The 17,406-nt window shown below is 71.3% G+C and carries 18 protein-coding genes and 1 pseudogene; 11 read left to right on the forward strand and 8 right to left on the reverse strand.

What is annotated here, in order from left to right; all coding sequences use genetic code 11:
* The 4 genes from ACFWPS_RS05985 to ACFWPS_RS06000 all read right to left on the reverse strand — a co-directional run.
* A partial coding sequence (locus ACFWPS_RS05985; RefSeq protein WP_383701500.1) for a beta-ketoacyl synthase N-terminal-like domain-containing protein occupies positions 1–493 on the reverse strand: 493 nt, incomplete at its 3' end.
* Entirely contained in the window at positions 490–1,758 is a 1,269-nt protein-coding gene (locus tag ACFWPS_RS05990; protein ID WP_383701502.1) for a beta-ketoacyl-[acyl-carrier-protein] synthase family protein, read from the reverse strand. The genes ACFWPS_RS05985 and ACFWPS_RS05990, both read right to left, overlap by 4 nt.
* Positions 1,755–2,168, reverse strand: coding sequence for a cupin domain-containing protein (locus ACFWPS_RS05995; RefSeq protein WP_383701504.1), 414 nt, complete (start codon positions 2,166–2,168; stop codon positions 1,755–1,757). Before ACFWPS_RS05995 ends, ACFWPS_RS05990 begins: the two co-directional genes overlap by 4 nt.
* Positions 2,169–2,206: 38 nt before the next feature.
* A complete protein-coding gene (locus ACFWPS_RS06000; RefSeq protein WP_383701506.1) occupies positions 2,207–3,277 on the reverse strand; it encodes a SchA/CurD-like domain-containing protein in 1,071 nt (356 codons plus the stop codon).
* A gap of 213 nt (positions 3,278–3,490) precedes the next feature.
* Here ACFWPS_RS06000 and ACFWPS_RS06005 point away from each other — a divergent pair, with 213 nt between their 5' ends.
* The gene (locus ACFWPS_RS06005; protein WP_383701508.1) at positions 3,491–5,140 is read left to right on the forward strand and encodes an FAD-dependent monooxygenase; all 1,650 of its coding nucleotides are present in this window, start codon (positions 3,491–3,493) and stop codon (positions 5,138–5,140) included.
* A gap of 135 nt (positions 5,141–5,275) precedes the next feature.
* Here the strand turns inward: ACFWPS_RS06005 and ACFWPS_RS06010 are convergent, their stop codons facing one another.
* Positions 5,276–5,746, reverse strand: coding sequence for an RDD family protein (locus tag ACFWPS_RS06010; RefSeq protein WP_383701510.1), 471 nt, complete (start codon positions 5,744–5,746; stop codon positions 5,276–5,278).
* Between the two features lie 212 nt (positions 5,747–5,958).
* Between ACFWPS_RS06010 and glnA the strand changes: the two genes are divergently transcribed.
* From glnA to ACFWPS_RS06035, 5 genes are all read left to right on the forward strand, one after another.
* Positions 5,959–7,368: a type I glutamate--ammonia ligase gene (gene glnA, locus ACFWPS_RS06015; protein ID WP_383701512.1), complete on the forward strand. Its 1,410-nt coding sequence runs from the start codon at positions 5,959–5,961 to the stop codon at positions 7,366–7,368.
* A gap of 101 nt (positions 7,369–7,469) precedes the next feature.
* The gene (locus ACFWPS_RS06020) at positions 7,470–7,727 is read left to right on the forward strand and encodes a hypothetical protein (protein ID WP_383701514.1); all 258 of its coding nucleotides are present in this window, start codon (positions 7,470–7,472) and stop codon (positions 7,725–7,727) included.
* A 93-nt stretch (positions 7,728–7,820) separates the two neighbouring features.
* Positions 7,821–9,230 (forward strand): HEAT repeat domain-containing protein, encoded by a 1,410-nt coding sequence (locus ACFWPS_RS06025; RefSeq protein ID WP_383701517.1) that lies wholly within the window; start codon positions 7,821–7,823, stop codon positions 9,228–9,230.
* 98 nt (positions 9,231–9,328) lie between these two features.
* Positions 9,329–10,249, forward strand: a complete 921-nt coding sequence (htpX, locus tag ACFWPS_RS06030) for a zinc metalloprotease HtpX (protein ID WP_383701519.1) — start codon at positions 9,329–9,331, stop codon at positions 10,247–10,249.
* A 2-nt stretch (positions 10,250–10,251) separates the two neighbouring features.
* On the forward strand, positions 10,252–10,836 hold the full coding sequence (locus ACFWPS_RS06035) for a hypothetical protein (RefSeq protein ID WP_383701870.1): 585 nt from the start codon (positions 10,252–10,254) through the stop codon (positions 10,834–10,836).
* Between the two features lie 39 nt (positions 10,837–10,875).
* Here the strand turns inward: ACFWPS_RS06035 and ACFWPS_RS06040 are convergent, their stop codons facing one another.
* Complete coding sequence (locus ACFWPS_RS06040; protein ID WP_383701521.1) at positions 10,876–11,160, reverse strand: hypothetical protein; 285 nt, start codon at positions 11,158–11,160, stop codon at positions 10,876–10,878.
* A gap of 239 nt (positions 11,161–11,399) precedes the next feature.
* Between ACFWPS_RS06040 and ACFWPS_RS06045 the strand changes: the two genes are divergently transcribed.
* A complete protein-coding gene (locus ACFWPS_RS06045) occupies positions 11,400–12,134 on the forward strand; it encodes an alpha/beta hydrolase (RefSeq protein ID WP_383701523.1) in 735 nt (244 codons plus the stop codon).
* A 67-nt stretch (positions 12,135–12,201) separates the two neighbouring features.
* Here ACFWPS_RS06045 and ACFWPS_RS06050 read toward each other — a convergent pair.
* A pseudogene (locus ACFWPS_RS06050) lies at positions 12,202–12,495 on the reverse strand (RNA-guided endonuclease TnpB family protein); the annotation flags it as partial.
* Positions 12,496–12,860: 365 nt separating this feature from the next.
* On the opposite strand from ACFWPS_RS06050, the gene ACFWPS_RS06055 reads away from it, so the two are divergent.
* A complete protein-coding gene (locus ACFWPS_RS06055; protein WP_383701525.1) occupies positions 12,861–14,045 on the forward strand; it encodes a winged helix DNA-binding domain-containing protein in 1,185 nt (394 codons plus the stop codon).
* A 290-nt stretch (positions 14,046–14,335) separates the two neighbouring features.
* Here the strand turns inward: ACFWPS_RS06055 and ACFWPS_RS06060 are convergent, their stop codons facing one another.
* Positions 14,336–14,656, reverse strand: coding sequence for a hypothetical protein (locus tag ACFWPS_RS06060; RefSeq protein ID WP_383701527.1), 321 nt, complete (start codon positions 14,654–14,656; stop codon positions 14,336–14,338).
* A gap of 231 nt (positions 14,657–14,887) precedes the next feature.
* Here ACFWPS_RS06060 and ACFWPS_RS06065 point away from each other — a divergent pair, with 231 nt between their 5' ends.
* The 3 genes from ACFWPS_RS06065 (at position 14,888) to glnII (ending at position 17,387) form a co-directional block, all read left to right on the forward strand.
* On the forward strand, positions 14,888–15,256 hold the full coding sequence (locus tag ACFWPS_RS06065) for an arsenate reductase family protein (protein ID WP_383701529.1): 369 nt from the start codon (positions 14,888–14,890) through the stop codon (positions 15,254–15,256).
* Positions 15,257–15,376: 120 nt separating this feature from the next.
* Entirely contained in the window at positions 15,377–16,072 is a 696-nt protein-coding gene (locus ACFWPS_RS06070; protein WP_383701531.1) for a hypothetical protein, read from the forward strand.
* A 283-nt stretch (positions 16,073–16,355) separates the two neighbouring features.
* Positions 16,356–17,387 carry a glutamine synthetase gene (gene glnII, locus ACFWPS_RS06075; RefSeq protein WP_383701533.1) on the forward strand — a complete coding sequence of 344 codons (1,032 nt, stop codon included), beginning with the start codon at positions 16,356–16,358 and terminating at the stop codon, positions 17,385–17,387.
* Positions 17,388–17,406 lie beyond the last annotated feature (19 nt).

The raw sequence follows: 17,406 nt of genomic DNA on the forward strand, positions 1-17,406 counted from the left end.
CCACCGAGCAGGGTCCCTTGAAGCCGCGCCGGATGGAGATCTGGCCGGTGCTGGCCGCGTAGAACCAGGCGATGGACTGGTAGGGGCCGACGAACCGGCTGCCCTTGCCCCAGAGTTGCTGGAGCTCGCGCTGGCCGAACTCGCCACCGCCGGAGCCGGCCGCGGTGACCACGCCGATGTCGAACGGCGATTCGTCGGTGTCGGCGCGGCCGAGCCGGGCGTCCTCGAGTGCCAGGTCGGCCGCGGCCATCGCGAAGTGCGTGAAGCGGTCGGTCTGGACGATGAGGCGTTCCTCGACGGCGGCCGCCGGGTCGAAGTCGCGGACTTCTCCGGCCACCTTCATGGGCAGGTGCTCGCAGCCCTCGCGGGTCACCTTGTCGAGGACGTTGCGTCCCTCCTGGACGGATTTCCAGAAGGTCTCGGTGCTGGTTCCGTTGGGCGCGACGACACCGATGCCGGTGACGGCCGCCCGCCGGGCAGGGGGTTCGCTCATGGTGTCCGTCCTCTCTGCCGGGTCAGGATCACCGCGGACTGGAAGCCGCCGAACCCGCTGCCCACGGACAGGACGCCGCCGAGGCGCCGTTCGCGGGCGACCTTCGGCACGTAGTCGAGGTCGCACTCGGGGTCGGGGGTCTCGTAGTTCGCGGTGGGCGGGACGACCTGGTGGGCCAGGGCGAGCACACAGGCGACGACCTCGATCGCGCCGATGGCGCCGAGCGAGTGGCCCACCATGGACTTGATGGAGCTCATGGGCGTGCCGTACGCGTGCTGCCCGAGCGCCTTCTTCACGGCGGCGGTCTCGTGGCGGTCGTTCTGCCGGGTGCCGGAGCCGTGCGCGTTGACGTAGTCGATGGCGGTGGGGTCGAGGCGGGCGTGGTCCAGAGCGGTCTCGATGGCGCGGGCCATCTCCAGGCCCTCGCTGGTCAGACCGGTCATGTGGTAGGCGTTGCCGAAGGTGGCGTAGCCGTCGAGCTGGCAGTAGATGTGCGCGCCGCGGGCTTTGGCGTGCTCCAGCTCCTCCAGGACGAGTACCGCGCCGCCCTCGCCCATGACGAACCCGTCGCGGCGGTTGTCGAAGGGCCGGGAGGCGTGCTCGGGGTCGTCGTTGTTCGGGGAGGTGGCCTTGATGGCGTCGAAGCAGGCCATGGTGATCGGTGAGATCGGGGAGTCCGAGGCGCCGGCGATGCAGATGTCGGCGCGGCCCTCCTGGACGGTGTGGAAGGCGTAGCCGACGGCGTCCAGGCCCGAGGTGCAGCCGGTGGAGACGGTCTGGACCGGACCCTGGGCGCCGAATCGTTCCGCCACCGCGGAGGCCAGGGTGCTCGGGGAGAACGCCCGGTGCAGCTGGGGCTGCGCCTGCCGGTGGTCCACGTCCCAGCGCTGACCCGCGCCGCTCACCAGGACGTAGTCGTGCTCCAGACGGGTGGTGCCACCCACGGCCGTCCCCAGGGAGACCCCGATCCGCCAGGGGTCCTCCCGGCCGAGATCGATCCCGGAGTCCCGGACCGCCTCGTCACCGGCGACCAGGGCGAACTGTATGTAACGGTCGGCCCGTTCGATCTCCTCGGCGTCCAGGCCGTGCGCCGCCGGGTCGAAGTCGCACTCGGCGGCGATCCGCGACCTGAGGCCCGAGGGGTCGAAGAAGGTGATGCCGCGCGTCGCGGTCCGGCCCGAGGCGAGCAGATCCCAGAACGCCGGTACGCCCACACCCCCCGGAGCCACGATGCCTATGCCCGTAACCGCCACGCGCCGGGTCACGACCGGACCTGCCCCATGGCGAAGGCTTCCGTCTCCTCGGTGTCGACGTGGCCCAGGCTCGGGCGCGGCGCCAGCGGGCCGAGGTGGAAGACGATCCGGGCCTCGACGTTGCCCACGTTGCGGAACCGGTGCTTCATGTTGATGGGGATCATCAGTCCCTGCTCGGGCCGCAGCGGGTGCGGTTCGCCGTCCAGGTCGACCTCGATGTCGCCGCAGACGACGTACACGAACTCCTCGGAGTACGGGTGGTAGTGCTCGGCGATGCGGTCGCCCGGCTGCACGATGGCCACACCCAGGAAACCGCTGGTGGAACCCACCGTGGCCGGGGTGAGCATGGCGCGCAGATCGCCGCCGCGCCTGGTGTTGGGCTCGATCTCGCTGAGGTCGACGATCTTCGGAATGGGCTGCATTCTGCGTTCCTCCGTGGGGGTGTTGCGGCGGTGAGGGGTCAGGCGTCCGGCGAGCGGCGGTCGGTGATGAGCTGCATCCGCACCGCGTCGCCGTCCAGCAGGGCGGTCAGCGCGTGGGCCGGGGTGACGTCCAGGGGTGTGCCGGGCCGCTGCTCGACCAGGCGGACGACGACGTCGTCGCGCTGGAAGACCGTGCTGTGCAGCACCGGGCTCGCGGGGTCCTCGGCCGCGGCCTCGTCCTGCTGGGCGAGCAGCTCCGCGAGCCGCATCCCGCAGCCCGGGCGGGCCGGGTAGTACAGCGCGTACCGCTCGCCCTCGGCCGACTCCTCGGTGCCGACGTGGTGCACGGCCGGCAGTGCCGCCCGGGTGAAGAACACCCGTGCGGACTCCTGGTCGTCGAGGTCGCGCTCCTGCTCCAGGTAGGGGTTGATGGCCTCCTCGACGGCCCGCACCTCGGGCTGCCGGGCGACGTGGCGCAGGGCGGCCATCAGCTCGCCGCGCACCTCGATGGCCCGCACCACCCGGTTGCCGTGCATGAACAGGGAGGTGCGGCAGAGCCGGGTGGAGTCGTCGACCTTCGCCTGGGGCGAGGCGTAGTCCGCGAGGATCTTCGCGACCTTGGCCTCGCTGCCCGGCCGGACCGTGAAGGTGAGCGCGTGGCGGATCACGCCGTCGCCCATCCGCGGGTTGGCCTGCAGGACGCGTACGGCGTCGGCCGACGGTCCGCCGGTCTCCCGTACGACGTGGAAGCGGAGCGAACGGGTGTCGCGGACGCAGTTGTGCAGCGGCTTCACCATCTCCACGTGCTCCTCGCTGTTCACCCAGGCGAGGAACGGCGGGGCGCTCTCCCACTCGCTGGTGATCAGCCACTGCGAGGGGTTCTCGATCGACTGGCAGAGCTGGTCGCTGACGTGGCCGGGCACCTGGGCGACCTGGCTGCACAGCTGCTCGTAGGCCTCCAGGAACTGCTGCTGCGCGCCGTCGTAGACGTCCACCAGCAGGACGACCCGGAGCCGGGAACCGTCGAAGACGGACTGGGAGACCCGTGTCGACACCGGGCGGGTCTTTCGGGTCGGCTTTTCCGAAACCTTTTCCGAGATCGTCGTCATGCTTCGCACATCTCCTTCGCGGGGGCAGCGGCCTGCGCCTTCGCCGATGACGCGGCGTCAGCGCTTCTTGATCCTGTGCCGGTCCTCCGAAGCGCGCGACTCGCGTGAACCAGGTGGGTGATTGAGCCCGCGGAACCCCTCCCGAAGGGGCCCGGAAGGGCATGGAAGTTCCAACCGCACCTGACGCACCAACACCCGCCTCTGGAGTGCCCGATGCACCGGAAAACCGATCACCAGGTCCCCGTCCTCGTGGTGGGCGGCTCCCTCGTGGGGCTGTCCATGTCCCTCTTCCTGGGCCGACTGGGCGTACGCCACATGCTCGTCGAGAGACACTCCGGGACCTCGATCCACCCACGCGGCCGGGGCAACAACGTGCGGACGATGGAGCTGTTCCGGAGAGCGGGCATCGAGCCGGACATCAAGGCCGCGGCCTCCCTGCTCGCCGACAACCACGGCATCCTGCAGACCCCGACGCTGGTCGGCGACGCCGGCGAATGGCTGTTCAAGGAGATCGACCCCGGCGGCGGACTCGCGAGGTTCAGCCCCACGGGTTGGTGCCTGTGCAGCCAGAACGACCTCGAACCCGTGCTCCGCCAGGCGGCCGAATCCCTCACCGGGGAGCTGCGCTACTTCCACGAGATGGAGTCCTTCGAACAGGACCCCGAAGGAGTGACGGCGTACGTCCACGACCGTGACTCCGACCGGATGTACACCGTCCGCGCGGACTACCTGGTCGCGGCCGACGGCCCGCGCTCCCCGGTCCGCGGCCGGCTCGGCATCGGCCAGACGGGCCCCGGCGACCTGTTCGCGAACGTCAGCATCACCTTCCGTTCCAAGCTGCTCGCGAGCACCGTCGGGGACCGCCGCTTCATCTGCTGCTACCTCACCGACCCGGAGGCCGACGGCGCGCTCCTCCCCGTCGACAACAAGGAGCGCTGGGTCTTCCACGCTCCGTGGCACCCCGAACGCGGCGAAACCCTCGACGAGTTCACCGAGGAGCGGCTCACCCGGCACATCCGCCGGGCCGTCGGCGTCCCCGGCCTCGACGTGGAGATCACCGGCCGGGCCTCCTGGCGGGCGGCCGAACGGGTGGCCGAACGGTACTCGTCCGGGCGGGTCTTCCTGGCCGGCGACTCCGCGCACGAGATGTCCCCGACCGGGGCCTTCGGCTCCAACACCGGCATCCAGGACGCCCACAACCTGGCCTGGAAGCTGGCGGCGGTCCTCGACGGCTGGGCCGGCCCCGGGCTCCTCGACTCCTACGACGCCGAGCGCCGCCCGGTCGCCCTCGCCACCAGCGCCCGCGCCTCCGCCCGCTCCGTCGAGCACAGCCACCCGGGCTTCGCGCCGGCCCCCGGTATCGGCGCCGGCAAGCGCGGCGGCATCCTCAACATCGTCCTCGGCTACCGGTACCCGAAGGGCGCGGTCCTCGGGGCCGACCCCGGCCGGCCGGTCGTACCCGACGGGATGAACCTGACCGGGCAGCCGGGCAGCCGGGCCCCGCACCTGTGGCTGCGCCGCGCGGGCGAACGGATCTCGACGCTCGACCTGTACGAGCGGTCCCTGGTCCTGCTGAGCGACGCGGAGTCGGCCGGGGGTGCGGCGTGGCACGCGGCCGCCCGGCGGATCGCGGACACGGAGCGGCTGCGGCTGGACACGTACCGGATCGGGGCGGCGGGATCAGCGGCCGACCTCGTGTACGACGCGGAGGGCGCCGACTGGGCGGCGGCGCACGGTACGACGGCGGACGGGGCGGTACTGGTCCGGCCGGACGGGTTCGTGGCCTGGCGCTCGGAGGGCGCCGTACCCGACCCGGAGGGAGAGCTGCGGGAACTGCTGGCGCGGGTGCTGCGGAGGAGGTGAGCCGGGGTGGGGGCTGGGCGGGGGTGGGGACGCTTACCGGCGTCGGCAGGGTGCCTCCCCCGGAGGGGGACCCCCAGCGCCCACCCGTGCCGCCCTGGGGCACGCCTGCCCGCAGCTATGTCTTCCAGCCCCCACCTACATACGGACCTCTACGGTCTTCGCCAGCCGGTCGTGCAGCCCCCTGCCGTCCCGGTCCCACACCAGTGCCGGGATCGCGAGGCACAGCAGCACCGTGCGGGCCAGTGCGCGCAGCGGCTGCACGCGGCCCGTGTCGACGCCCACCACCCGCAGCCGGAACAGCCGCTTACCCGGCGTGAACCCGAGCGTGCCCACAGTGAGGACTCCCAGGACGAAGAAGACGAGCAGGGCCCAGTTACCGGTCGTCGCCGGGTTGTAGCCGTTGGTGATCAGGCCGTATGCGATCAACTCGCACAGCGCCCAGTCCACGACCAGCGCACCGAGCCGCCGCCCCGGGCGGGCGATGGAGCCCGGCCCGTCCTCCGGCAGACCCAGTTGCTCGCCCCGGTAGCCGAACTCCGCACCGGCGTCTTCCATGGCCGCACGGGGCCCGGAGAGCCACGATCCGATTGCTTGCCTGTTGTCCACCCGTCAACGGTACTGCCCCGGTATCCGCCCGGGGTCCGGCGGGGTGTCCCGGGGCTACCGTGGAGCCGAGGTCGGTTAACTTCAGCGAAACAAATGGGTCACGCCCGAGAAATCACCCGTCCCTAGGGTCGTGGACAACGTGTGCCACCGCACTGGCCGCACGAACGAACTACCACCCCGGCACGGGAACGGCCGGGAGTAGGAGGAGCTGGATGTTCCAGAACGCCGACGAGGCCAAGAAGTTCATCGCGGACGAGGACGTCAAGTTCATCGACGTCCGTTTCTGCGACCTGCCGGGCGTCATGCAGCACTTCACGCTGCCCGTCGAGGCGTTCGACCCGGACGAGGAGCTCGCCTTCGACGGATCGTCGATCCGTGGTTTCCAGGCGATCCACGAGTCCGACATGGCGCTGCGTGCGGACCTGTCGACCGCCCGGGTGGACTCGTTCCGCCGGGACAAGACGCTCAACATCAACTTCTTCATCCACGACCCGATCACGGGCGAGCAGTACTCCCGTGACCCGCGCAACGTGGCGAAGAAGGCGGAGGCGTACCTGGCGTCGACCGGTATCGCCGACACCGCGTACTTCGGCCCCGAGGCCGAGTTCTACGTCTTCGACAGCGTCCGTTTCGCGACCTCCGCGAACGAGTCCTTCTACCACATCGACTCCGAGGCCGGCGCCTGGAACACCGGTGCTCTGGAGGACAACCGCGGTTACAAGGTCCGCTACAAGGGCGGCTACTTCCCGGTCCCGCCGGTCGACCACTTCGCCGACCTGCGCGCCGAGATCTCCCTGGAGCTGGCCAAGTCCGGCCTCCAGGTCGAGCGCCAGCACCACGAGGTGGGCACCGCCGGCCAGGCGGAGATCAACTACAAGTTCAACACGCTGCTCGCCGCCGCCGACGACCTCCAGCTCTTCAAGTACATCGTGAAGAACGTGGCCTGGCGCAACGGCAAGACCGCGACCTTCATGCCGAAGCCGATCTTCGGCGACAACGGCTCGGGCATGCACGTCCACCAGTCCCTGTGGGCGGGCGGCTCCCCGCTCTTCTACGACGAGGCCGGTTACGCGGGCCTGTCGGACACCGCCCGCTACTACATCGGCGGCATCCTCAAGCACGCCCCCTCCCTCCTCGCCTTCACCAACCCGACGGTGAACTCGTACCACCGCCTGGTCCCGGGCTTCGAGGCGCCGATCAACCTGGTGTACTCGCAGCGCAACCGCTCCGCCGCGATGCGTATCCCGATCACGGGTTCGAACCCGAAGGCCAAGCGCGTCGAGTTCCGCGCGCCCGACTCCTCCGGCAACCCGTACCTGGCCTTCTCGGCCCTGCTCCTCGCGGGTCTGGACGGCATCAAGAACAAGATCGAGCCGGCCGAGCCGATCGACAAGGACCTCTACGAGCTGGCTCCCGAGGAGCACGCGAACGTCGCCCAGGTCCCGACCTCCCTCCCGGCCGTCCTCGACTCCCTGGAGCGCGACCACGAGTTCCTGCTCGCCGGTGACGTCTTCACGCCCGACCTGATCGAGACGTGGATCGACTTCAAGCGCGCCAACGAGATCGCCCCGCTGCAGCTGCGCCCGCACCCGCACGAGTTCGAGCTGTACTTCGACGTGTGACAGACGCCTCCCCGCCTGTCGTCGCCCCCGTTCCTGTTTCTCAGGGCGGGGGCGCCGTCGTATCGTGCCTGGGTACTGGCGTTCGAAACGGGGGAGCCGGGATGTCCCAACAGGACGACGAGAAGCACGAGTTCGACCTCAGGTGGGCCGCCGAGGCGGAACACAAGGAGCCGTCCGCGCGGGCACGGATGCTCGCCGCCCGCTGGAAGGAGAACCCACCGGCCCCGACACCGTTCCGGGCGGACCCCGGACCGGTGGGACCGCGGCGGTCGTCCTGGCTGTCGACGGCTCTGGTGCTGGGCTGCGTGGCGGCGGTGATCCTGCTGCTGGGGTACATACAGACGCGGTCGCCCTACTAGGAATCCGACGCGTCGGCCTCGGGTAATCGACGCGACCCGCGTCCGCCGTTCCGCCTACCATCGCCCGAACGGCAGGCGGAACGGAGTACGGGGATGCGCGAGGAGTTCGAGGACGGCGAAGCCGTGGCGCTGCGACTGGCCGAGGGGGCCGCGCCTGGCGACGTGATCGACAGCACCGATCCGGGCGGCTGGCTCGCCCTGGACGCCGGTGCACGGTCCTGGCTGCTGCGTGACGCGCTGCCGAGCCGTGCCGAGATCGACGGCGGGCACCGGAACGCGCTCACCGAGTCGCGGGCCGCGCTGGCCCTCTGTCATGGCGACGGCCGGATCAGGGAGGCGGCGCTGGAGACGGCGGCGCGGTTTCCCGCGCTGCTGCCGCTGGTCGTCATCCGCTGTGCGGACTGGGTCGCGCCGGTGCGGGAGCGGGCCCGGCAAGTGCTGCGCGAGGCCCTTGAGGTGGACGCCGCCGTCTCGCTCGCGCCCCTGATCCTGCTCGTCGGCCGGCGCGGGCGCGGCGCCTTCGGCGTCGAGGTGCTCGGCGACGTCCTGCGGGGAGCGTCCCACGAGCAGCTCGGGCGGCTGCGCGCCGACGGCGACCGTACCGTCCGGCGCTTCGCCCACCGCCTGGCCGTGGCGGAAGGGAAGCTGTCCGCCGCCGAGCTGGCACGGGCCGCCGCCCGGGACTCCGACCCCGCCGTCCAGACCCTCTGCGCCGAGGCCGCGGTGGCCCTCGTACCGGAGGGCGCAGCCGCCGACGACGTGCTCGGACCGCTGCTGGCCGCACGCGGGCCACGCGTCCGGTCGATCGGGGTGACGGCGCTGCGGCGGGCCGGGCGACCGGAGCGGGCGGCGGACTTCCTCGCCGACCGGTCCGGCGTCGTACGCGCCTGCGCGCGGTACGTGGTACGGCAGTACGGAACCGATCCGCTGCCCTTGTACCGGCGCCGGGCCGCCGACGCCTGCGACCCGGCGTTGCCGCCCGGCGCGGTCATGGGGCTGGCCGAGTGCGGCGAGCGGGCGGACGCCGAACTGCTGGCGCCGCTGCTCGCCCACCCCTCCCCCGGCGTGCGGGCGGCCGCGGTGGCCGGGTTGCGGATCCTCGACGTCACGGACGTTCCACGGTTTCGGGAGCTGCTCGACGACCCGGCTCCGCGCGTCGTCCGGGAGGCGACCGTGAACCTGCTGCCGTCCGCCGGGGCGCTGGACGCCGGGTGGCTCATGGACCGGCTGGCGGCCGGCCGGGCGCGGCATGTGCGGGTCTCCGCGTTCCGGCTGCTGGACGCGCGCGGCGGAGTCGTGCGGTTGCGGGCCGCGGTCGCCCTGCTCGACGACCCGGACGTGAAACTGCGGGGCTGGGCCGAGCGGTCCGTCCAGCAGTGGCACCCGACGCCGGACGTGCCGCTCGGCTCCGAGGAGGTGGCGGCGCTGCTGGACCGGGGACGGCATCTGTTCAGCGAGTGGGTCCTGACCAGGCGCAAGCGGGAGGCCGGCGTACCGGGCTGAGCCTTTGCCGCTACTAGGGCCGTTCGGAACCTCCCCATGGGACTGCGTAGGTGCACACTGGACAGCGGGACGAGTGCCTGACTGCGGGGTGGTGCAAGATGCAGAGCCGCTTCCGGAGCGACCGGCGGCTGACCGTGCGGATGACGGTCACGCTGTTCCTGCTCGGGTTGTTGTACGTCGGCTTCGTTGCCGCGCTGATCGTGTTGCTGAAGTCGTGGCTGCTGGTCGTCGTCCTGGTGGGCGCGATGTTCGTGGCGCAGTTCTGGTTCTCCGACCGGATCGCGATGTTCGCCATGCGCGGGCGGGTCGTGGAGCGCGAGGAGTATCCCGAGCTGCATGCCGTGGTGGACCGGCTGTGTGCCATCGCGGACATGCCGAAGCCGGTCGTCGCCGTCTCCCAGATGGACATGCCGAACGCGTTCGCCACCGGCCGGAATCCTGATCATGCGGTGGTGTGCGTGACGACGGGGCTGCTGCGGCGGCTGGAGCCCGCCGAGCTGGAGGGCGTGCTCGCGCACGAGCTGTCGCACGTGGCGCACAAGGACGTCGCCGTGATCACGGTCGCGTCCTTCCTGGGCGTGATCGCGGGACTGATCGTGCGGTTCGCGTTCTACTCCCAGATCTTCGGGGGCGGCCGACGGGACCAGAACACCGCCGCCGTGTTCGCCGCCGTCATCGGGGTCTCCGCGGCCGTGTACGCGATCAGTTTCCTGCTGATCAGGGCGCTGTCCCGGTACCGGGAGCTGGCCGCCGACCGGGCCGCCGCCCACCTCACCGGCCGGCCCTCCGCGCTGGCGTCGGCGCTCACCAAGGTCTCCGGTGAGATCGCCCGCATCCCGACCAAGGACCTGCGCACCGCCCAGGCCTTCAACGCGTTCTACTTCACCCCGGCGACCGGCAAGGAGCCCGGCATCGAGCGCATCTTCTCCACCCACCCGACCCTGGAGCAGCGGCTTGAGCAGCTGGGGCGGATCTCGGCGGAGCTGGGTGAGGCGGCGACGCCCGGAAAGGCCGGGTGAGCATGGGGTTCCTGGACATCCTGCTGGGCCGTACGAAGCCGGTCGCGCCCGATCTCGACCAGTTGTTCGCGCTGCCGTCGGCGGCGGTGACGCTGGAGGCGGCGGCCGGGTTCACGCCCACCGGCGGGGGCGCGGTGTGCTTCGCCACCGTGGAGGGCGCGGCCTTCGAGCAGACCCACCGGGAGGTCCAGGCACTCCTCGACGCGGACACGGACCGCGGCGGGGATCCGGTGGAGCTCCACCAGGACGGCTACGGCTACTCCTGGCTGGTCTCGCAGCGGCCCTCCGACCAGCTTCCGCAGCTGGTCAACGACCTGCACGCGGTGAACAGCTCGATGGAGGTCAACGGCTTCGGCCCGCAGCTGCTCTGTTCCCTGGCCGCGTTCGAGGACGAACGCGGGCGCAGGCTCGCGCTCGTCTATCTCTACAAGCGGGGGACGTTCTACCCTTTCGCCCCACTGCCCGGACCCGGTGAACGACGGGACAGCGCACTGGAGTTGCAGGTGAAGGCGGTGCTCGCGAACGACCTGCGGATCGAGCAGGACCTCAGCCGCTGGTTCCCGGTCTGGGGTGCCCCCGGCCTCTGACCGGCCGGAGGCACCTGCTGCCGGCTCCCCCTGCTCCCCCTACTTCCCCTTCTCGTTCTGCTGGCGCCGGGACTCCAGGGGGCGCTCGCGGCGGTAGCGGCGCTCCCACTTGGCCTGCTGGTCACGGCGGTCGCGGTACGTCTTGTAGTCGTTGGCCGTGCCCCCTCCCCCGCCGGACGAACCGCCCGACGAGGAGGCCGACGACGAACCCCGCCCGTACTGGACGTACAGGAAGAGCAGGGCGACGGCGGCGAGCCACCAGTTGTGGTTGCCGAATCCGAGGATGACCAGGACGACGGTTCCGGATAGGACGATGGTGCCCATGACGGGCCTCCGTGGCGTGGGTGTGTGAGCGGTCGACGGATCCGACGGCACGCGGGGGACGGGCGGCCGTCCGTCGGTGCGCGGCAGTGTAGCCCCGAGTCCCGGGGGCGCGGCCGGCCCTTCGGAAAGCGGTGGTGGACCACTCCGCAACGCTTCTCCAGCGTAGGGAGCCGGTCACTCGGCGTGCATCCCGTTTTCGTGCGTGCACGCGGGGACGGACCCGTGGGTGAATGTGCGGCATGCTTCAACTCACCGACTTCACCCACGAGTACGACGGCGAGCGGCTCAGCGGGGTCCGTACCCGGGCCGCGGGCGGTCCGGACGGTACGGGCGGACCGGTCGCCGTCCTGCTGCACGGCGCCGGCAGCGGCAGCGAGCGGCGACTGCGCCCGCTGCTGGCGGAGTTCGCCGCCCACGGCTGCCCCGCCCTGGCCTTCGACTTCTCGGGCCACGGCGAAAGCACCGGTGCCCGCGCGGAGTTGAGCCTGCGCCGCCGCTTCGAACAGGCTGCGGCGGTGATCGACGCCCAGGTGGAGCCGGACCGCCCGCTGATCCTGGTGGGGTTCAGCATGAGCGGCCAGACGGTCGCGGATCTCGTACGGCACCACGGCGACCGCGCCTCGGCGATCGGCCTGTGCTCCCCCGCGGTCTACACCCCCAAGGCCTGGGACCTCCCCTTCGGCGACGGCACCGGCCGCTTCACCGAGCTCATCCGCACCCCGGACGCCTGGCGTGCCTCACCCGCCCTGGAGGCGCTGCGCTCGTACGCGGGCCGTGCGGTGCTCGCGGTGCCGGGCACGGACGCGGTGATCCCGCCACAGGTCACGGCGGCCGTCCAGGACGCCCTGCGCACCCGGTCCCGGTACACCCGCCTCGAACTCCCGGACGCACAGCACCGGCTGGGCCTCTGGTTCAGCGAGCACCCGGACGACCGGCGGGAGTTCGTGACGATGCTGCTGAAGGACCACGGCTGAACCAATACGGCCGGAACACCCGGAACGGCCGTACAGCGACGGCGACGGGGCGGTCGACGGAGGGCAGGCCGAAGTCGCGGATGATCTGCTGCTGGGGAACCGACGAGCCCTCACTCAGCCACGGCGTGCGAGCGCGGGCTTCGGTCAGCATCCTGTCGAGCTGCGCCGGGCCGCACGTGGCCTTCCGCCCGGTGGCCTTGTTGTGCAGGTGTACGGCCCTGGACTTGGCGACGCATTCGTTCCAGGTCCACCGGCACCGGTCCCACTCCGCCGGCAGGGCACTGCGGACGGCAGACGACGCGCGCAGCCGGTAGGTGAACCGGGCATGGCCCACGCCATCAGTCCCCGCCGCTTCCGCCACGCCGACACCCCCGCTCTCGTTCCCGTCACCCGCCCTGCCCCCACACGACCATACGAGCGAGATTCGCACACCCACACCCAACTCCCGCCACGATCACCCCCATCAGCGAACGCAGGCACACCCGTTCGCCTTCACCCGGCTCCGCCGGGCGAGCGCGGTGGCGCTCCGCACCCACTGGCCGGATACGGCGACGCTCCGCGTCGCTGTCACAGGCTGCGATTCCTCCCCGGCGTGAACGTCGGGGCCTCCTCACAAGACACCAGGTGAAAGGGAGATACCGGGGCCGGCGCATGCCGAGCCCGGCGAACAGGTGATTGTCAGTGGCGTCGGGCAGGATGCGGTCAGGAGTCCATGGGGAGGTCGGCATGAGCGACGGACGGCGGCACATCGGGGTGGCGGAGCGGCGCGCCCGGCTGGCGCTGCGCCACCGGCTGGCGGGCCAGGCGCGGGCGGCGACGCCGGAGGAGGTCGCCGAGGCGCTGGTGGCGCTGCACGGCTCGGATCCGGCGGCGGTGTACCTGGCGGTGGGGGCACGGCTGGCCGAGGCGGCGAAGACCGTGCCGGAGACGGAGCGGGCCCTGTACGAGGACCGCACCCTGGTGCGGATGCATGGCATGCGGCACACGGTGTTCGCCTTCCCGGCGGAGCTCACGGCGGTCGTGCACGCCTCGACGGGCCTGACGGTAGCGGCCCGCGAACGCGCGGGCCTGCTGAAGGACATGGCGCGGGCCGGTGCCCCGGACGCGGCCTGGCTCGCGGAGGTCGAGTCCGCGACGCTGGCCGCGCTGGCCCGGCTCGGCCAGGCGACGGCGACGGAGCTGGCGGCCGCCGAGCCACGCCTGCGCGAGCAGTTCCCGTACGCCGCGGGCAAGAGCTACGAGGGCGTCCACACCGTCTCCACGCGCCTGCTGAGGGTCCTGGGCGTGGAGGGCAAGGTGGTGCGGGGCCGCCCGCTGGGCTCCTGGACGTCCAGCCAGTTCCGCTGGGCACCGGCGCCGGACCATCCGGAGCTGGACCCGGCAGCGGCCCAGGCCGTCCTGCTGAACCGCTGGCTGCACGCCTGCGGCCCGGCCACGGAAGCGGACCTCAAGTGGTGGACGGGGTGGCGGGTGACGGAGGTCCGCCGCGCGCTGGCCGCGATCGGAGCCCAGCCGGTGGCCCTGGACGAGGGTGTAACGGGGTACGTGACGGCCGAGGATCTGCCGCCGGTCACCGGACCGTCCCGTCCCTGGGCGGCCCTCCTCCCCGCTCTCGACCCGACGGCCATGGCATGGCAGCAGCGGGACTGGTACCTGCCGCCGGAGCTCCGGCCGCTGCTCTTCGACAGAAGCGGCAACGTGGGGCCGACGGTGTGGTGGAACGGGCTGGTGGTGGGCGGCTGGGCGCAGCGCCGGGACGGTGAGATCGTCTGGCGGATCCTCGATCCGGGCATCCGCAGAGAGGCCGAGCAGGCGATCGCGCGGGAGGCGGAGCGGCTGCGCGGCTGGGTGGGCACAGCCAAGGTCACGCCACGGTTCCGGACGCCGGTGGAACGGGAGCTGAGCGGGTGAGAGCCGGGGGTGGGGACGCTTACCCGCGCTTGCAGGATGCCGCTGCGCCCACCCGTGCCGCCCTGCGGCACGCCTGCCCGCAGCTATGCAGGACACGGCTGGGCAGCGCCCCGTAAGGGGCGCGGGGCTGTGCCGATCTGCGGCTCCGCCGCGTGGGCGCGATCGGCCCCCACCGGCCCGCAGCCGGACCACGGGGACCGCACCCCTGATACGGGGGCCTGGGGGCGGCAGCCCCAAGTCGGGCAGGCGCCGGGCGCCGCCGCAAACACACGGCACCCGGCACCACCGGCTCACCGCGAGTAACGCATCAGCGCCCGCACCATGTGGCACGTCGTGTCCGACGGCGGGTGGATACCGACGCTCTCCGCCGTGCTTCGTATCGTCTCGTTGCGCGCCTGGTTGGGCAGGTAGACGCCGGAGTCGAGCAGGGCGATGGCGAGGCGCATGGCCTTCAGGCGTCGGTTGTGTGTGACATACCACTCTCGTGGCCGCCCGGCCGGCAGCGGGCGCTTCTCCGCCGGCGCGTACGGCGAGTCGAGCAGGACCGCACGCTTCGCGGTGGACTGGGTCGGCAGGGACTTCGGCTTCGGCTTCAGTGCGGCAGCGGGCACGGGCATCCTCCTGTCGCGGTCGGAGCGCCTCCGGACTCCCCGGCGACTCTCTCGAACACTGCTTCCAGTGTACCGGCCGGGACTGACAACGAGACAGCCCGCAAGGGCGCCGAACAGCCAGGTGGAGAAGGGTTTTTCAGGTGGGGCGCGATGTGCGTGAGGGGTTCCCACGACACTCCCCTGAATTCGAACAGAACACTCCTCGGCGGCGGTCCGCGTACCGTTCTGCGCATGGAGATCTGGATCAATCCCGCCTGCTCGAAGTGCCGCACCGCGATCGGTCTGCTCGACGCCGGGGGCGCCGACTACACCGTCCGCCGCTACCTGGAGGACGTACCGACCGAGGACGAGATCAGGGCCGTACTCGAACGGCTCGGGCTCGAACCCTGGGACGTCACCCGCACCCAGGAGGCGGTCGCCAAGGAGCTGGGGCTGAAGGAGTGGGCGCGGGACGCGAGCGCGCGCGACCGGTGGATCACGGCCCTCGCCGAGCACCCCAGGCTCATCCAGCGGCCGATCATCACCGCCGACGACGGCACGGCGGTCGTCGCCCGTACCGACGAGGCCGTACAGGAAGCGCTGGCCAGGAGCAAGAGCTGAACAGCGTCCAACTCCAGTGTGACGCAGGTTACTTCAGTGACTCCTGTAACCGCTGAGTAACAGCGTTCGGTATCTCGTACCTACCGGCGTACGTTCCCCCACCCCTCTGAGGAGGCGCGCATGTCGCGTAGGAGAACTCTCGGCGCCAAGAAGACGATCGCACTGCTGGTCGGCGGCGCAGCCGTGGCCGGCGGCGGGGCCTTCGTCCTGGCGTCCACCTCGAACGCCGCGCAGAGCCCGCAGAACGCCAAGACGCTGTCGTCGGCCGCGGACTCGACCGTCTGCTCGGGGCTGGCCACGGCCCTCGGCAACAACCAGAAGTTCATCGCCGACCAGAAGGCGAACCCGGACGCCCAGTCGTCGGCCCGGATCGCCAACCGCGAGGCGGTCATCGCGCAGATCAAGGTCCAGCAGAAGGCGTCCGGCTGCGTCGTTGGGGAGTCGGCTCAGGGCTCCCAGGCGGCGAGCGGTACGCAGACGGGCCAGACCGGCCAGACCGCCACGGCAGCGCCCTCGAAGAGCGCGGCCGCCGGCAACGCGGGCAACACCGGGGGCACCGCCGCCTCCGGGCAGCAGGTCTGCAAGGGCTCGACCGTCACGCTCTCCGGCGAGGCCGGCACGCCGGCCGCCTCCAGCAACCAGTTCCCGGCGGGAACCACGCTGAAGGTCACCAACCTGGACAACAACAAGTCCACGACGGTGAAGGTCACGTCGGTCTCGGGCAGTTGCGTGCTGCTCAACAACGCGGCCTTCGAACAGGTCCGGGAGCCCGGCAAGTTCCTGATCCGCCGTGCGCTGATCGAGAAGGTCGGCTGACCGGCACCACGGATCGAGGCTCGGCCGCCGGCTTTCACGGAGGGAAGGCCGGCGGCCGCCGCGAAGGGACGGGCACGGTGCCCGAATTGGGCTGCGTACCCCGCCCGCCCGGCTCCCACAACGTGAGTCGCGCCACAGAACCACCAGGTAACACCGGGTTCACATTCGAGCAATGATCGGGAAATCGCCTGTTGACAGGCTGCCGGGCAACACCGAGGCGCCCCAGTGCCGTAGCGCCACTGCACCCGCAAGTGCGCCCGACCCACCCCGAAGGATGTGGCCCGTGACCTTCAAGGCTGAGTACATCTGGATCGACGGCACCGAGCCGACGGCCAAGCTGCGTTCGAAGACGAAGATCATAGCGGGCGCGCCCGCCGGTCTGGACGCGCTGCCGATCTGGGGCTTCGACGGGTCCTCCACGAACCAGGCCGAGGGGCACTCCTCGGACCGTGTGCTGAAGCCGGTCTTCACCTGCCCGGACCCGATCCGCGGCGGCGACGACGTCCTCGTCCTGTGCGAGGTCCTGGAAATCGACATGACCCCGCACTCCTCCAACACGCGCGCCGCGCTGACAGAGGTCGCGGAGAAGTTCGCCGCGCAGGAGCCGATCTTCGGCATCGAGCAGGAGTACACCTTCTTCGACGGCTCCCGTCCGCTGGGCTTCCCCGAGGGCGGCTTTCCGGCCCCCCAGGGCGGCTACTACTGCGGTGTCGGCGCCGACGAGATCTTCGGCCGCGAGATCGTCGAGGCCCACCTGGAGAACTGCCTGAAGGCGGGTCTGGCCATCTCCGGCATCAACGCCGAGGTCATGCCCGGCCAGTGGGAGTTCCAGGTCGGCCCGGTCTCCCCGCTGGAGGTCTCCGACCACCTGTGGGTGGCCCGCTGGCTGCTCTACCGCACCGCCGAGGACTTCGGCGTCTCCGCCACCCTCGACCCCAAGCCGGTCAAGGGCGACTGGAACGGCGCCGGCGCGCACACCAACTTCTCCACCAAGGCGATGCGCGAGGGCTACGACGCGATCATCACCGCCTGCGAGTCCCTCGGTGAGGGCTCCAAGCCGCTCGACCACGTCAAGAACTACGGCGCCGGCATCGACGACCGCCTGACCGGTCTGCACGAGACCGCCCCGTGGAACGAGTACTCCTACGGCGTCTCCAACCGCGGTGCCTCGGTCCGTATCCCGTGGCAGGTCGAGAAGGACGGCAAGGGCTACATCGAGGACCGCCGCCCGAACGCCAACGTCGACCCGTACGTGGTGACGCGGCTGATCGTCGACACCTGCTGCTCCGCGCTGGAGAAGGCCGACCAGGTCTGATCCGCGGAAGGTTCCTTCC

Source organism: Streptomyces sp. NPDC058457 (assembly GCF_042720695.1).
Taxonomy (GTDB): domain Bacteria; phylum Actinomycetota; class Actinomycetes; order Streptomycetales; family Streptomycetaceae; genus Streptomyces.

Bases quoted from the DNA above. Each gene is read 5' to 3' on its own strand.
- htpX (WP_383701519.1), top strand. From the start codon at position 9,329: ATGCAGAGCCGCTTCCGGAGCGACCGGCGGCTGACCGTGCGGATGACG.
- ACFWPS_RS05995 (WP_383701504.1), bottom strand. From the start codon at position 2,168: ATGCAGCCCATTCCGAAGATCGTCGACCTCAGCGAGATCGAGCCCAAC.
- ACFWPS_RS06005 (WP_383701508.1), top strand. From the start codon at position 3,491: ATGCACCGGAAAACCGATCACCAGGTCCCCGTCCTCGTGGTGGGCGGC.
- ACFWPS_RS06025 (WP_383701517.1), top strand. From the start codon at position 7,821: ATGCGCGAGGAGTTCGAGGACGGCGAAGCCGTGGCGCTGCGACTGGCC.
- ACFWPS_RS06070 (WP_383701531.1), top strand. From the start codon at position 15,377: ATGTCGCGTAGGAGAACTCTCGGCGCCAAGAAGACGATCGCACTGCTG.
- ACFWPS_RS06020 (WP_383701514.1), top strand. From the start codon at position 7,470: ATGTCCCAACAGGACGACGAGAAGCACGAGTTCGACCTCAGGTGGGCC.
- ACFWPS_RS06035 (WP_383701870.1), top strand. From the start codon at position 10,252: ATGGGGTTCCTGGACATCCTGCTGGGCCGTACGAAGCCGGTCGCGCCC.
- ACFWPS_RS06065 (WP_383701529.1), top strand. From the start codon at position 14,888: ATGGAGATCTGGATCAATCCCGCCTGCTCGAAGTGCCGCACCGCGATC.
- ACFWPS_RS06000 (WP_383701506.1), bottom strand. From the start codon at position 3,277: ATGACGACGATCTCGGAAAAGGTTTCGGAAAAGCCGACCCGAAAGACC.
- ACFWPS_RS06040 (WP_383701521.1), bottom strand. From the start codon at position 11,160: ATGGGCACCATCGTCCTATCCGGAACCGTCGTCCTGGTCATCCTCGGA.
- glnA (WP_383701512.1), top strand. From the start codon at position 5,959: ATGTTCCAGAACGCCGACGAGGCCAAGAAGTTCATCGCGGACGAGGAC.
- ACFWPS_RS06045 (WP_383701523.1), top strand. From the start codon at position 11,400: ATGCTTCAACTCACCGACTTCACCCACGAGTACGACGGCGAGCGGCTC.
- ACFWPS_RS06055 (WP_383701525.1), top strand. From the start codon at position 12,861: ATGAGCGACGGACGGCGGCACATCGGGGTGGCGGAGCGGCGCGCCCGG.